This is a genomic window from Paraburkholderia phosphatilytica (genome assembly GCF_003443895.1).
Lineage (GTDB): Bacteria > Pseudomonadota > Gammaproteobacteria > Burkholderiales > Burkholderiaceae > Paraburkholderia > Paraburkholderia phosphatilytica.
In genome coordinates, this window is record NZ_QQOA01000013.1 from 168125 (window position 1) to 183259 (window position 15135).

The 15135-nt window shown below is 64.1% G+C and carries 12 protein-coding genes and 1 tRNA gene; 11 read left to right on the plus strand and 2 right to left on the minus strand.

Annotation, left to right across the window (positions count from 1 at the left end):
* Positions 1-11 precede the first annotated feature (11 nt).
* Positions 12-1118: an aromatic ring-hydroxylating oxygenase subunit alpha gene (locus tag DVS29_RS16600; protein ID WP_118181559.1), complete on the minus strand. Its 1107-nt coding sequence runs from the start codon at positions 1116-1118 to the stop codon at positions 12-14.
* A gap of 276 nt (positions 1119-1394) precedes the next feature.
* On the opposite strand from DVS29_RS16600, the gene DVS29_RS16605 reads away from it, so the two are divergent.
* The 4 genes from DVS29_RS16605 to folE2 all read left to right on the plus strand — a co-directional run bounded on the left by DVS29_RS16605 (position 1395) and on the right by folE2 (position 5522).
* The gene (locus DVS29_RS16605) at positions 1395-1685 is read left to right on the plus strand and encodes an exodeoxyribonuclease VII small subunit (RefSeq protein ID WP_118181560.1); all 291 of its coding nucleotides are present in this window, start codon (positions 1395-1397) and stop codon (positions 1683-1685) included.
* The gene (locus DVS29_RS16610; protein ID WP_118181561.1) at positions 1682-2563 is read left to right on the plus strand and encodes a polyprenyl synthetase family protein; all 882 of its coding nucleotides are present in this window, start codon (positions 1682-1684) and stop codon (positions 2561-2563) included. The genes DVS29_RS16605 and DVS29_RS16610 overlap by 4 nt, the downstream gene beginning before the upstream one ends.
* An 85-nt stretch (positions 2564-2648) precedes the next feature.
* Entirely contained in the window at positions 2649-4544 is a 1896-nt protein-coding gene (gene dxs, locus DVS29_RS16615; protein WP_118181562.1) for a 1-deoxy-D-xylulose-5-phosphate synthase, read from the plus strand.
* A 171-nt stretch (positions 4545-4715) separates the two neighbouring features.
* Complete coding sequence (gene folE2, locus DVS29_RS16620; RefSeq protein ID WP_118181563.1) at positions 4716-5522, plus strand: GTP cyclohydrolase FolE2; 807 nt, start codon at positions 4716-4718, stop codon at positions 5520-5522.
* Between the two features lie 55 nt (positions 5523-5577).
* On the opposite strand, the gene tsaD is transcribed toward folE2, so the two are convergent.
* Positions 5578-6603, minus strand: a complete 1026-nt coding sequence (tsaD, locus tag DVS29_RS16625) for a tRNA (adenosine(37)-N6)-threonylcarbamoyltransferase complex transferase subunit TsaD (protein WP_118181564.1) — start codon at positions 6601-6603, stop codon at positions 5578-5580.
* A 38-nt stretch (positions 6604-6641) separates the two neighbouring features.
* Between tsaD and DVS29_RS16630 the strand changes: the two genes are divergently transcribed.
* From DVS29_RS16630 to DVS29_RS16660, 7 genes are all read left to right on the plus strand, one after another.
* Complete coding sequence (locus DVS29_RS16630) at positions 6642-7949, plus strand: BaiN/RdsA family NAD(P)/FAD-dependent oxidoreductase (RefSeq protein ID WP_118181565.1); 1308 nt, start codon at positions 6642-6644, stop codon at positions 7947-7949.
* 74 nt (positions 7950-8023) lie between these two features.
* The gene (gene rpsU, locus DVS29_RS16635; RefSeq protein ID WP_075159061.1) at positions 8024-8236 is read left to right on the plus strand and encodes a 30S ribosomal protein S21; all 213 of its coding nucleotides are present in this window, start codon (positions 8024-8026) and stop codon (positions 8234-8236) included.
* Positions 8237-8439: 203 nt separating this feature from the next.
* Complete coding sequence (locus DVS29_RS16640) at positions 8440-8886, plus strand: GatB/YqeY domain-containing protein (RefSeq protein WP_118181566.1); 447 nt, start codon at positions 8440-8442, stop codon at positions 8884-8886.
* A gap of 90 nt (positions 8887-8976) precedes the next feature.
* Positions 8977-10857 (plus strand): DNA primase, encoded by a 1881-nt coding sequence (dnaG, locus tag DVS29_RS16645; protein WP_118181567.1) that lies wholly within the window; start codon positions 8977-8979, stop codon positions 10855-10857.
* 77 nt (positions 10858-10934) lie between these two features.
* Complete coding sequence (rpoD, locus tag DVS29_RS16650) at positions 10935-13316, plus strand: RNA polymerase sigma factor RpoD (protein ID WP_118181568.1); 2382 nt, start codon at positions 10935-10937, stop codon at positions 13314-13316.
* A 165-nt stretch (positions 13317-13481) separates the two neighbouring features.
* Positions 13482-13569 (plus strand) — tRNA-Ile (locus DVS29_RS16655).
* Between the two features lie 173 nt (positions 13570-13742).
* Positions 13743-14954, plus strand: coding sequence for a tyrosine-type recombinase/integrase (locus tag DVS29_RS16660; RefSeq protein WP_118181569.1), 1212 nt, complete (start codon positions 13743-13745; stop codon positions 14952-14954).
* Positions 14955-15135 lie beyond the last annotated feature (181 nt).

Genomic DNA, 15135 nt, shown 5'->3' on the forward strand with positions numbered 1-15135 from the left:
ATGCGCCGCGCTCAGATCTTGCCGAGCTCGCGCCGCAGGAACTCGTGGAAGTGCTGCATGCCGTCTTCCATCGGGCTTTGATAGGGGCCCACCTGCGATTCGCCGCGGTCCATCAGCGCGCGGCGGCCGGCGTCCATGCGCTCGGCGATCTCGTCGTCTTCGCGCGCCGTTTCCATGTAGGCGGCGCGTTCGGCTTCGACGAACTCCCGCTCGAACAGCGCGATTTCCTCGGGATAGTAGAACTCGACGACGTTCGTCGTTTTCTGCGGGCCGCGCGGAATCAGCCACGACACGACCAGCACGTGCGGGTACCACTCGATCATGATGCCCGGGTAGTACACCATCCAGATCGCGCCGAACTCGGGCACTTCGCCGTCGCGGAAGCGCAGCACCTCGTCGTGCCACTTGCGATACGTCGGGCTGCCCGGACGCGCGAGATTGCTATGCACGCCAACCGTCTGCACGCTGTACCAGTCGCCGAACTCCCACTGCAGGTCGTCGCAGTTGACGAAGCTGCCGAGGCCCGGATGGAACGGTACGACGTGGTAGTCCTCCAGATAGACCTCGATGAAGGTCTTCCAGTTGTAGTTGCACTCGTGCACTTCGACATAATCGAACATGAAGTTCGAAAAGTCGAAGTGGCGCTTCGTGCCGAGCCTTTCGAGATCTTTCGCGACGTTACGGCCGCCCGCCTCGAACAGCAGCCCCTGCCAGTTCTGCAACTTCGTGGCGCCGAGGTTCAGGCACGGGTTGTCGGCGAAGTGCGGCGCGCCGAGCAGTTCGCCCTTGAGGTCGTACGTCCAGCGGTGCAGCGGGCAGACGATGTTCTCCGTCTGGCCGCGGCCGTTCAGCATGATCGCCTGGCGGTGGCGGCACACGTTGGACAGCAGTTCGACCTGCGACTGCTGGTTACGGACGAGCACGCGCCCTTCGCGTTCGCTGGGCAACGCGAAATAGCTTCCGGCCTCGGGGACCATGAGGTCGTGCCCGATGTAACGGGGGCCTTGCCTGAAAAGTGTTTCGAGTTCGCGCTGGAGAAGCGCTTCGTCAAAGTAAGCCGTGACTGGCAGCTGACTGTGGATAGCCTTGAGCTGCAATGCATTGCTCAGATTGGACATTCCCACTCCCGATGAAGACGTGAAAGCAGTGAACAACCCAACCATCGAAAATTCGATTTAGGGGAACCTGCGATTATACCCGTTTCTGTCATCGAGGGCCAACTAAGTCCCTGATTTCGGTATAAATTGTTGTGAAAAGGACCGCATTTCGCGTGCCCCGCCATTTTTTGTCCGGTACCCTGAACCGGGGACTGTAAGACGCCACGTGGGGCCTGAGAATCGAACGAGTCGCTTTTGCCGTAGAATGTCCGACTTGTTTTAATTTTGCGACCGCACATGGCGAAGACCGCATCCACCGACACTCCCTCAGGCCCGGCGCAAGCCGCGGAAGCCGCGTTGCCCGACACGTACGAGGCGGCGCTGGCGGAGCTCGAAGGGCTGGTCGCGCGCATGGAGGGCGGCAGTCTGAGTCTCGAGGAGTCGCTTGCGGCATATCGCCGCGGCGCGGCGCTCGTGGCGTTCTGCCAGCAGCAGCTCGAAAAGGTGGAGCAGCAGGTTCGCGTGCTCGACGGCGAGACGTTGAAGCCGTTGCCCACCGCCGCTGGGGAGAGCGGAGACGACCTATGAACTTCGAACAATGGATGCGCTCGGTGCTTGAGCGCGTCGAGCGCGCGCTCGAACACTATCTGCCGGCCACGAACATCGAGCCGGCAAAGCTGCACGACGCGATGCGCTATGCCGTGCTGGGCGGTGGCAAACGTGTGCGTCCGCTGCTGTGTCACGCGGCGGGTGAGCTGACCGGCGCGCGCGCCGAATGTCTCGACGCCGCGGCGGCCGCGCTGGAAATGATCCACGTCTACTCGCTCGTGCACGACGACATGCCGTGCATGGACGACGACGATCTGCGTCGCGGCAAGCCCACGGTACACGTGCAGTACGACGAGGCCACCGCGCTGCTGGTCGGCGATGCGCTGCAGTCGCAGGCTTTCGTCACGCTGACGGCGGACGTGCTGGGGCCGGCGCAGCAGGCTTCGCTCGTGAAGGAACTGGCGCTGGCAAGCGGCTCGATCGGCATGGCCGGCGGCCAGGCGATCGATCTGGACAGCGTGGGCGTGATGCTGACGCGCCCGCAGCTCGAAACGATGCACCGCATGAAGACGGGCGCGCTGCTGCGCGCCGCGGTCCGCATGGGCGCGCTGGCTGGCGACACGCCGGACGCGTCGCTGATGCAATCGCTCGATACCTACGCGGCGGCCGTCGGCCTCGCGTTTCAGGTGGTCGACGACATTCTCGACGTCACGACGGATTCCGCCACGCTCGGCAAGACGGCGGGCAAGGACGCGGCGGCGAACAAGCCGACTTACGTGTCGATCATGGGGCTCGACGCATCGCGCGCGCTGGCTACGCAACTGCGTGCCGAAGCCCATGCTGCAATCGAGCCGTTCGGCGCACGGGCGCAACGCCTTGCCGAACTGGCCGACCTGGTGGTGAACCGGGTCAGTTGAACGCGACGGCCCGCAGCGCGCTCCGCCGCATGACCGGAGCGTGCATGAGAACCGGGCGCGCAAGATTTCCTACAATGGAACGACGATGTACGACCTGCTGAAAACTATCGACGACCCGGCCGATCTGCGCCGCCTCGATCGCCGCCAACTGCAACCGCTCGCGGACGAACTGCGCGCCTTCGTGCTCGACAGCGTGTCTCAGACGGGTGGCCATCTGTCGTCCAATCTCGGTACCGTCGAACTGACGATCGCGCTGCACTATGTGTTCGAGACGCCGGCGGACCGCATCGTGTGGGACGTGGGCCATCAGACCTACCCGCACAAGATCCTGACGGGCCGCCGCGACCAGATGCACACGCTGCGTCAGCTCGACGGCATTTCGGGCTTCCCGCGCCGCACCGAATCGGAGTACGACACGTTCGGCACCGCGCACTCCAGCACGTCGATCTCGGCCGCGCTCGGCATGGCGGTGGGCAGCAAGCTCGCCGGCGACAACCGCTTCTCGATCGCAGTGATCGGCGATGGCGCGATGACGGCCGGCATGGCGTTCGAAGCGATGAACAACGCGGGCGTCGAAGACGACCTGCCGCTGCTCGTCATCCTGAACGACAACGACATGTCGATTTCGCCGCCGGTCGGCGCGCTGAACCGCCACCTCGCGCGGCTGATGTCGGGCCGCTTCTACGCGGCGGCACGCGCCGGCGTGGAGCGCGTGCTGCGCGTCGCGCCGCCCATGCTGGATCTCGCGCGCAAGCTCGAAGAGCACGCGAAGGGCATGATCGTGCCGGCCACGCTGTTCGAGGAATTCGGCTTCAACTACATCGGCCCGATCGACGGTCACGATCTCGACTCGCTGATCCCGACGCTGCAGAACATCAAGGAACTGCGCGGTCCGCAGTTCCTGCACGTCGTGACGAAGAAAGGCCAGGGCTACAAGCTCGCCGAAGCGGACCCGGTGCTGTACCACGGTCCGGGCAAGTTCAATCCGGCCGAAGGCATCAAGCCGTCCACCACGCCCGCGAAGAAGACCTACACGCAGGTCTTCGGCGAGTGGCTGTGCGATGCGGCGGAACTCGATTCGCGCGTGGTCGGCATCACGCCGGCGATGCGCGAAGGCTCGGGCATGGTCGAATTCGAGAAGCGCTACCCGGATCGCTACTTCGACGTGGGCATCGCGGAGCAGCACGCGGTCACGTTCGCGGGCGGTCTCGCGACCGAAGGCATGAAGCCGGTCGTCGCGATCTACTCGACGTTCCTGCAGCGCGCTTACGACCAGTTGATTCACGACGTCGCGTTGCAGAACCTGCCGGTGGTGTTCGCGATCGACCGCGCGGGCCTCGTCGGCGCGGACGGCGCAACGCACGCGGGCGCGTACGACCTCGCGTTCCTGCGCTGCATCCCGAACATGACGGTGATGGCCGCGTCGGACGAAAACGAATGCCGCCAGATGCTGTACACGGCGCTCCAGCAGTCGAACCCGACGGCCGTGCGCTATCCGCGCGGCGCGGGCACGGGCGTCGCCACCGTCAAGCAGATGACGGCGATTCCGGTCGGCAAGGGCGAGATCCGTCGCGAGAGTTCGGCGCCTTCCGGCAAGCGCATTGCGATCCTCGCGTTCGGCACGATGGTTGTGCCGTCCCTGAAGGCCGCCGAGGAACTCGACGCCACCGTCGCGAACATGCGCTTCGTGAAGCCGATCGACGCCGACCTGGTGAAGAAGCTCGCTGAAACGCACGATGCGCTCGTCACCATCGAAGAAGGCAGCGTGATGGGCGGCGCGGGCTCGGCCTGCGTCGAAGCCCTGCTCGCGAGTGGGGTTACTTGCCCCGTACTACAATTGGGCCTCCCCGACCGGTTCATCGATCACGGCGATCCGGCGAAGTTGCTGTCGCAGTGTGGTCTCGACGCCGCGGGCATCGCGAAGTCGATCCGCGAGCGTTTCGTCGAGCCCGCGGACAAGTCGGTCAAACGCGTCGCTTAAGGCCTGCTAACGAAAGCTTGCCGTACGCCGCGCCACGAGTTCTTCGGCGCGGCGCCTCCAGATGGAATCAATGGGCGGCGCGGGGTGTTCCGTGCGCCATCCGCGAGCGCCGGCTGACTGCCGGCGTTTGTCATTGCGCGCTTCGTTTTGCGCGAGTCAAAGGACAAGAACATGAATCAGATGAACCCCGCCTTCGTGATGCCCGACGTGCAGAGCACGCCCGACACACGCCAGATTCCGATCCAGCGGGTCGGCGTCAAGGCGGTGCGCCATCCATTGACGGTTCGCCTGCCGGACGGCTCGACGCAGCCGACCGTCGGCAGCTGGAACCTCGACGTGCATCTGCCCGCCGAGCAGAAGGGCACGCACATGTCGCGCTTCGTCGCGCTGCTCGAGGAGCACCGCACACCGCTCGAGCCGGCGACGTTCCGCACCATGCTCGCGGCGATGCTCGACAAGCTTGAAGCGACTGCGGGCCGCATCGAGGTGTCGTTCCCGTACTTCGTGAACAAGACCGCGCCGGTGTCCGGCGTGCAGAGTCTGCTGGACTATGAAGTGACGCTGACGGGCGATAGCCGCGATGGCGCGACGCGCCTGTTCCTGAAGGTGCTGGTGCCGGTGACGAGCCTGTGCCCGTGCTCGAAGAAGATCTCGCAGTACGGCGCGCACAACCAGCGCTCGCACGTGACGATCGACGCGGAACTGGCCGGCGACGTGCCGGTGGAAGACCTGATCCGGATCGCCGAAGAAGAAGCGTCGTGCGAGTTGTGGGGCCTGTTGAAGCGCCCGGACGAGAAGTTCGTCACCGAGCGCGCGTATGAAAATCCGAAGTTCGTCGAAGACCTGGTGCGCGACGTCGCACAGCGCCTGAATGCCGACGCGCGCGTCGTCGCGTATGTGCTGGAAGCGGAGAACTTCGAGTCGATTCACAATCACAGCGCGTATGCGGTGATCGAGCGGGACAAGCGGTTGGGTTGATGCGATCGGCGCGCGGCGCGTCGGGCGCTGCGCCTGTAGCGTCACGCGCGTTGCGTCAGCGCGCGAGCGAAGTCAGATCCCAGCGCGGCTTCACGGTGAACGCGTAATTGCGCTCGGCCTGATCGGGCCACCGTTGCAGGCGCAACGCACCCGCGAGCGCGATCATTGCGCCGTTGTCCGTGCACAGCGACAGGTCCGGGTAGTGCACATCGAAACCGCGCTTCTTCGCGGCCGCCGAGAGTGTTTCGCGCAACTGCCGGTTCGCGCCAACGCCGCCCGCCACCACCAGCCGCTTCAGCTTCGTTTTCTTCAATGCTGCGATGGATTTCGCGGCCAGCACTTCCACCGCCGCATCGACGAAGCCGCGCGCGAGGTCGGCTTTGCCCTGCTCGCAGACGTTCGAGCCGAGCTTCTTCATCTGCGTGAGCACGGCGGTCTTCAGGCCGCTGAAGCTGAAATCGAGGTCGCCGGAATGCAGCATCGGACGTGGCAGCACGATCGCGTTGGGCGTGCCGAATTCCGCGAGCCGCGACACTTCCGGGCCGCCCGGATAGCCGAGGCCGAGCAGCTTCGCGGTTTTGTCGAACGCTTCGCCGGCGGCGTCGTCGAGCGTCTCGCCGAGCGTTTCGTACACGCCGACGTCCGTCACGCGCATCAACTGCGTATGACCGCCCGACACCAGCAGTGCGACGAACGGAAACGGCGGCGGTTCGTCCACCAGCAGCGGCGACAGCAGGTGTCCTTCGAGATGATGGATGCCGATGGTCGGCTTGTTCCAGGCCATCGCCAGCGCATTCGCGATGCTCGCGCCGACCAGCAGCGCGCCCGCGAGACCTGGGCCCTGGGTGAACGCGATCGCGTCGATGTCGTTGCGCGCGGCGCCTGCGTGGCCGAGCACCTCTTCGAGCAGCGGCAGCGCGCGGCGGATGTGGTCGCGCGACGCGAGTTCCGGCACGACGCCGCCGTACTCCCGATGCATCGCGATCTGCGAATGCAGTGCGTGCGCGAGCAGGCCGCGCTCGGTGTCGTAGAGCGCGAGGCCGGTTTCGTCGCAGGAGCTTTCGATGCCGAGCACGAGCATGGTGGGTGCGATGCCTTGAGTGATGCCTGGTACGGCTGATGAGGTCAGTCGAAAAGTATACCAGTGAGGTTGATGAACCGCTGAGGGCGGGCGTCGCTCAGCCAGCCCTCGCAGGTAAAATGCGCGCCATGGAATCTTTCGATATCGCGGTGATCGGCGCGGGCGCGGCCGGCATGATGTGCGCGTCGGTGGCGGGTCAGCTCGGCCGGCGCGTCGCGCTGATCGACCACGCGCCGCGGCTCGCGGAAAAAATCCGCATCTCCGGCGGCGGGCGCTGCAACTTCACGAACCTTCAGGCGGGGCCGGCGAACTATCTGTCCGCGAATCCGCACTTCTGCCGCTCGGCGCTCGCGCGCTATACGCCGCGCGATTTTCTGGCGCTGTTGAAGCGCCATCGCGTGACGTGGCACGAGAAGCACAAGGGGCAGCTGTTCTGCGACCAGTCGAGCGACGCGATCATCGACGTGCTCAAGCAGGAGTGCGATGCCGGTGGCGTCACGTGGCGCCGCCCGCTGACCGTCGAGCAGATTCACTACGGCGACGGGCGCGGCTTCACGCTCGACACGGCCAACGGTCCGATCGGGGCCGAGGCGCTGGTGATCGCGACAGGCGGCCTGTCGATTCCCGCGATCGGCGCGACCGATTTCGCGTACCGCGTCGCGAAGCAGTTCGGCCACAAGCTGATCGACACCCGGCCGGCACTCGTGCCGCTGACCTTCGCGGCGGCCGACTGGGCGCCGTTCTCGGCGCTGTCGGGCGTGTCGCTGGAAGTGCATGTCGCGACCGGCGACCGCAAGACCGGTGGCGCATTCGTCGAAGACCTGCTGCTGACCCATCGCGGGCTGTCGGGGCCGGGCGTGCTGCAGATCTCCAGCTTCTGGAAGCCGGGCGAGCCGATTCACGTGAACCTGCTGCCGGAGCGTGATGCGTCGGCCGCGCTGATCGATGCGAAGGCGGGCTCGAAACGGCAGATCGCGAACCTGCTCGCCGAATGGGTGTCGTCGCGGCTCGCGCACGTCTGGCTGGCGAGCCACGCGGTTGCCGCCGACGCGCGGCTTGCCGATCTGCCGGACAAGACGCTGCGCAGGGTCGGCGACGCGCTGTCGCGCTGGACGCTGACGCCGAACGGTACCGAGGGGTACAGGAAAGCCGAAGTGACGCGGGGCGGGGTCGATACCCGCGAGCTGTCGTCGGCGACGATGATGAGCGCGCGTGCGCCGGGGCTGTTTTTCATCGGCGAGGCGGTCGACGTGACCGGTTGGCTGGGCGGCTACAATTTCCAGTGGGCGTGGGCTTCAGGCGTCGCGGCCGGGCAGGCGGCGGCCGAATTCGTCCACAAAACTTGACGCCGGCGCAGGTTTGTGTAAACAGAAACGTCTGCTATACTCTCCAACCTTTGCAAAAGTTGCGTTATTGAAAAATGACGACTATTCGCGTTAAAGAGAACGAGCCTTTCGAAGTCGCGATGCGCCGCTTCAAGCGCACGATCGAGAAGAATGGTCTCCTGACCGAGCTTCGTGCGCGAGAGTTCTACGAGAAGCCGACTTCCGAGCGCAAGCGCAAGAAGGCTGCTGCCGTGAAGCGTCATTTCAAGCGCCTGCGCAGCCAGATGCTGCCGAAGAAGTTTTACTGATTTCAGGCCGCGCGGCCTTGGCCGGGCGGCGGCGCATAGCGGCAATGCGAACCGCATTCACTGTCGCCATCCGCATCCACCACGCGAACGCATCGCGTCAACCCGCTTGAGGAGGCAGTCCCAAGCGGGTTTTTGTGTTCAGGTGCATGGCCTCGGGCCGGTTCGGCGCTGCGATTCGAAACCCTCACGTATTCAGGTGTGCAATGAGCCTCAAAGACCGGATCAACGACGACATGAAGGCCGCGATGCGCGCCCGCGAAACCGAGCGCCTCGGCACGATCCGTCTGCTCCTCGCCGCGATCAAGCAGCGCGAGGTCGATGAGCGCGTGACGCTCGACGACGCGGCTGTGACCGCCGTCATCGACAAGATGATCAAGCAGCGCAAGGATTCGATCAGCCAGTTCGAAACGGCTGGCCGCACGGACCTCGTCGACAAGGAAAAGGCCGAACTCGGCGTGCTGTCCGCCTACATGCCGGAACAGCTCGGCGAAGCGGAAATGGCTGCCGAAGTGCAGGCCGCGATCGCGCAGGTTGGCGCGGCGGGCCCGCAGGACATGGGCAAGGTGATGGGCGTGCTGAAGCCGAAGCTCGCGGGCCGCGCCGACATGACGGCCGTGTCCGGCCTCGTCAAGGCGGCGCTCGCGAAATAGCGCGGGTTGAGCCGGGCAGTGGCCCCCGGGGCGCGAGCCAAAGACACCGCATGCTTCCTCGTTTCGGCACTCTGGACCGCGTGACCGCCCGTGATTCCGCACTCGTTCCTGCAAGATCTGTTGAACCGCGTCGACATCGTCGATGTGGTCGGCCGCTATGTGCAGCTGAAGAAGGGCGGCGCGAATTTCATGGGGCTCTGTCCGTTCCATAACGAGAAGAGCCCGTCGTTCACGGTCAGTCCAACCAAGCAGTTCTATCACTGCTTCGGGTGCGGCGCGCATGGCACCGCCATCGGCTTCCTGATGGAGCACGCGGGGCTGACGTTCCCGGAAGCGGTGAACGAGCTGGCCCAGTCGGTCGGCCTGACGGTGCCGCAGGAACCCTCGCCGATGCGGGGCGGCGGTGGCGGCGGTTACGCGGGCGAAGGCGCGGCACCGTATCCGTCGAAGGCCGTGACGACCGCGCTGTCGGACCTGATGCAGACCGCGTGCGACTACTACCGCAAGCAGTTGCGCGGCGCGCAGAACGCGGTGCAGTACCTGAAGAAGCGCGGCCTCACGGGCGAGATCGCGCTGCGTTTCGGTCTCGGCTACGCGCCGGACGGCTGGCAGAACCTCGAGGCGGCGTTTCCCAATTATCGGGACGATGGCCTCGTCGAAGCGGGTCTCGTGATCGTCAGCGAGAAGACCGACGCGCAGGGGCAGCAGCGCCGCTACGACCGGTTCCGCGAACGGATCATGTTCCCGATCCGCAATGTGAAGGGACAGGTGATCGGCTTCGGCGGGCGGGTGCTCGACGGCGGCGAGCCGAAATATTTGAATTCGCCCGAAACGCCGCTATTTAATAAAGGCAGCGAGCTGTACGGTCTCTTCGAGGCACGGCTCGCGATTCGCGAAAAGCACTATGTGCTGGTCGTCGAAGGGTATATGGACGTGGTTGCGCTTGCGCAGCTCGGGTTTCAGAACGCGGTCGCGACGCTCGGCACCGCCTGCACGCCGATTCACGTGCAGAAATTGCTGCGTCAGACGGATACGGTGATTTTCAGCTTCGACGGCGATGCCGCGGGGCGGCGCGCGGCGCGTCGTGCGCTCGACGCCTGCCTGCCCCATGCCGCCGACAATCGCACGATCCGTTTCCTGTTCCTGCCGACGGAGCACGATCCGGACAGCTACGTGCGCGAGTACGGCACCGAGGCATTCGCGGAACAGGTCGAACGGGCGATGCCGCTGTCGCAGTTCATGTTGAACGAGGTGCTGGCGGGCAAGGAGCTGGATCAACCGGAAGGCCGGGCGCGGGCGCTGTTCGATGCGAAGCCGCTGTTGCAGGCGCTGCCCGCGAACGCGTTGCGCGCGCAGATCATGCACATGTTCGCAGACCGGCTCGACGTGCCGTTCGAAGAGGTCGCGGCGCTGTGCGAGGTCGATGCGCGAATCGCGCAGGCCGCGCGCGCGGCGCCGGCGCGCAAGGATCGCCGCAGCGTGACGGGGCTCGAGCAACGCGCGCTGCGCAATCTGGTGATGCATCCGCGGATCGTCGCGGAGCTGGATGAAGACGAAGAGCAGGCGCTGCTCGCCGTCACGCGGCACGGCGAACTGTTCGAGGAAGTGACGACGCATGCGCGTGCGCTGGGCGATTCGGCGGCCTTCCAGCTCCTGTCGGATCTGCTGCGAAATGGCGCGAACGCGCCGACTTTTGAAGAAATCTTTCGGGAAATTCTGGTCTATGATGAAAACGTACGGGATTTGTTGCTGAAGGATCCCGACGATGCCGTGGTCATCGAAGAGCGGCGCGAACAGGAGCGCATCACCGGCGAGGAACTGAAAGCGGCCATCCGCAGAATGCGCTATGACGCGTACTGCGAACGGCTCGACCAGCTGGCGCGACAGTCGCGACACACGCCGGAAGAATTCGCCGAACTGGCGGAACTGAATCAGAAACGGGCTGAGATGAAACGACAGCTCGGACTGTAGGCAGGGAGGGCCTGAAAACCGAGGTGCTATAATAAAAGGTTTTCAGCGGTTTGATTTCCAGGCAAGGGCACATTGCGATGGCAAAGACGACAGGCGGAAAAATAGCGACAGGCAAACGCTCCGAAGAGCTGACCACGAAGGTCAACGAGGCCAGACCCGCTGTTTCCGCGAAGAAGACGTCTGCCGAGAGCACTGCACCCGCCCCCCGGAGACGACCGACGACGGTTTCGGCTGCGCGGGCGGCACCGGCAAAAGTGGCGAGAGCCGCAGCCGAGCCGGCGAAACGGTCGAGCTCCAGAAGCGCAAGGGAAGCGACTGCCGCGCAGGACGATGCGGCAACTCGCGAGACTCCAGTATCCACGGTTCAACCGGCTGATGTCCAGCAGCCGCGAGTCGAGACTATAGCCGATACGGCGAACTCCATGACGAAAAAGCTGAACGAAGTATCCGTCGATGACGACGCAACCCAGGCCGAAGAAACCACTTCGACTTCGGGCAAAGGCGAGAAGGCGAGAGCACGCGATCGCCGGGCAAAGGAAAAGGCGCTGCTGAAGGACGCGTTCGCGTCCACGCAGCCGGGCACGGCCGAGGAGCTCGAAGAGCGCCGCTCAAAGCTGCGCGCGCTGATCAAGCTCGGCAAGGAGCGCGGCTTCCTGACGTACGCCGAAATCAACGATCACCTCCCGGACAACTTCGCGGAAACCGAGGCGATCGAAGGCATCATCAGCACGTTCAACGACATGGGCGTCGCTGTGTACGAGCAGGCGCCGGATGCCGAAACGCTGCTGCTGAACGACAACGCGCCGAACGCGTCGTCGGACGACGAAGTGGAAGAGGAAGCGGAAGTTGCGCTCTCCACCGTCGACTCCGAATTCGGCCGCACGACCGACCCGGTCCGCATGTACATGCGCGAAATGGGCACGGTCGAGCTGCTGACGCGCGAAGGCGAAATCGAGATCGCGAAGCGCATCGAAGACGGCCTGAAGCACATGGTGATGGCCATCTCCGCATGTCCGACCACGATCGCCGACATTCTCGCCATGGCCGAGCGCGTCGCGAACGAAGAGATTCGCGTGGACGAGCTCGTCGACGGTCTGATCGATCCGAACGCTGAGGATACCGACGGTTTCTCGGCGCAGGAAGCGGAAGAGATCGAGAACGACGAGGAAGAAGCCGACGAGGACGACGAGGAAGAAGAGGACGACGACGGCGCCGCGCAGGCCACGGCCAACGCCGCGCAGCTCGAAGCCCTCAAGCGCGTGTCGCTCGAGAAGTTCGCGCTGATCAGCGAATGGTTCGACAAGATGCGCCGCGCGTTCGAGAAGGAAGGCTACAAGTCGAAGTCCTACCTGAAGGCGCAGGAAACGATCCAGGAAGAGCTGATGTCGATCCGCTTCACCGCGCGTACTGTCGAGCGGCTGTGCGACACGCTGCGTGCGCAGGTCGACGAAGTGCGCCAGGTCGAGCGTCAGATCCTGCACACGGTGGTCGACAAGTGCGGCATGCCGCGTGCCGAATTCATCGCGCGTTTCCCGGGCAGCGAAACCGACCTCGACTGGTCGGATCGCATTGTCGCGGAAAACCATTCGTACAGCGCGATCCTGTCGCGCAACATCCCGGCGATCCGCGAACAGCAGCAACGTCTGCTCGATCTGCAGGCGCGCGTGGTGCTGCCGCTGAAGGACCTGAAGGAAACCAACCGTCAGATGGCGGCCGGCGAACTGAAGGCGCGCCAGGCGAAGCGCGAGATGACCGAGGCGAACCTGCGTCTCGTGATCTCCATCGCGAAGAAGTACACGAACCGCGGTCTGCAGTTCCTCGACCTGATCCAGGAAGGCAACATCGGTTTGATGAAGGCGGTGGACAAGTTCGAATATCGCCGCGGCTACAAGTTCTCGACGTACGCGACGTGGTGGATCCGTCAGGCCATCACGCGTTCGATCGCGGACCAGGCGCGCACGATCCGGATTCCGGTTCACATGATCGAAACGATCAACAAGATGAACCGCATCTCGCGTCAGATCCTGCAGGAAACCGGTCTCGAGCCGGATCCGGCAACGCTGGCGGAAAAGATGGAGATGCCGGAAGACAAGATCCGCAAGATCATGAAGATCGCGAAGGAACCGATCTCGATGGAAACGCCGATCGGCGACGACGACGATTCGCATCTGGGCGACTTCATTGAAGACACGAACACGGTGGCTCCGTCGGACGCCGCGCTGCATGCTTCGATGCGCGATGTCGTGAAGGACGTGCTCGATTCGCTGACGCCGCGCGAAGCGAAGGTGCTGCGCATGCGCTTCGGCATCGAAATGAGCACGGACCACACGCTCGAAGAAGTGGGCAAGCAGTTCGACGTGACGCGCGAGCGGATCCGCCAGATCGAGGCGAAGGCGCTGCGCAAGCTGCGTCACCCGAGCCGTTCGGACAAGCTGAAGTCCTTCCTCGAAGGCAATTGATCGTTGGGCCGGCGCGAGCCGGCCCAACGATCGCGCGGGGCTTTCGCGTCGGTTTTGCCAGTGCGGTTCAGGCAGGCAAAACGGATGAGAAAGCCCCGTTTTTCGTGTAGTATGTCGGCGGATTTGAAGTTAAAGGCCCGGCCTCGACCGGGTCTTTTCATTGAAGGGCCGGACGCCGTGCTGGTTGCAGGCAGCGGACTCATAATCCGCCTCCGAAAGGACACCGTGGGTTCGAATCCCACCCGGCCCACCATAGAGTTGCCCAACACTTCCCGGGATCTACCAAAAAACCCCTTCAGTCAAGGGCTTGCGTGGATTTTTGCTGCCAGCACTTCCCAATCTCCCCCATTGACACCCAACATTTGAGGGGGCATCTTAGGTGGCATTTCCCAAGTTAGTTGGGGGCAAAAATGCCCCCGCGCTTCTATGCCCCTTACCGATGTGGCTGTGCGCGCTGCGAAGCCTCGCGAGCGCTCGTACAAACTGGCCGATGGCCAGGGCATGTACCTCGAAGTGATGCCCAACGGCTCCAAGTACTGGCGCCTCAAGTATCGCATCGACGGCAAGGAAAAGCGCGCTGCGCTCGGTGTCTATCCAGCGGTGTCACTGTTTGCTGCGCGCAAGGCGCGAGACGCGATGAAGGATGAGCTTCGTGCTGGTCTGGACCCAACGCACGAGAGGCGTCGCGCGAAGATCGCGAAGAGCCTGGAGCGGGCCAACTCGTTCGAGTCTCTTGGTCGTGACTGGTACGCGACGAAGAAGGAGTCGTGGAGTGTGCGTCACGCCGACTTCGTTGAAAAGCTGCTCGAGCGTGAGTTGTTCCCTATTCTTGGGGCACGTCCGGTGAAGGAGATCACGTCTCCCGAACTGCTTGCAGCCGTGCGCAGGATCGAGAGCCGCGATGCGCTCGACCTCGCGCGCAAGGCGTTGCAGATCGCCGGCCAGGTATTCCGCTTTGGTGTCGCAACGGGCCGCGCCGAGCGAGACCTGTCGCCGGATCTGCGTGGCGCACTGAAGACGCGCCCGGTCACGCACATGAGTCGCATCCAGGAGTCGGAGATTCCTGAGCTCATGAAGAACATCGCTGCATACGACGGCGACCTTCAGACGCGCCTCGCGATCGAGTTGCTGGCGCTCACCTTCGTGCGTACTGCAGAGCTTCGTTTCGCCGAGTGGACAGAGATCGACGAGAAGAAGGCTGAATGGCGCATCCCGGCGGAAAAAATGAAGATGCGCTCGCCGCACATCGTGCCACTGTCGAAACAGGCGATCGCCGTCATCAAGCAGCTTCGGGAAGTGAACGGCGCGTGGCAGTGGGTCTTTCCGAACCGGTCGAGTGCGAAGAAGCCGATGAGCGAAAACACGGTGCTCTACGCGCTGTACCGGATGGGCTACCACTCGCGGATGACCGGGCACGGCTTCCGCGGCCTCGCGTCGACCGTGCTGAACGAGCGCGGCTTCAACAGCGACTGGATCGAGAGGCAACTGGCGCACCTCGATCAGGACGGGGTGCGGGCAGCCTACAACCATGCGCAGTACCTGCCTGAGCGCCGGAAGATGATGCAATGGTGGGCGGACTATCTGGACACGGCGGCCGGCCGGAAGGGAACGCGTAGCGCCGCGAAAACCCGACAGTAATAACACGCCCAACGTAGTTGGTCTTCCAACGGTTCCTTTCCTAATTTTGTACCCCCATGTACACACGAAAGAGTTTGGGGGTATGTGCTAGGGAAACGCTGATTTATTCGGCTCGGCAGTCATCGCTGACGGGGCCGAGGACGTTGTAGAAAGAAGCTCACGGAACGGTCCCACAGTCATG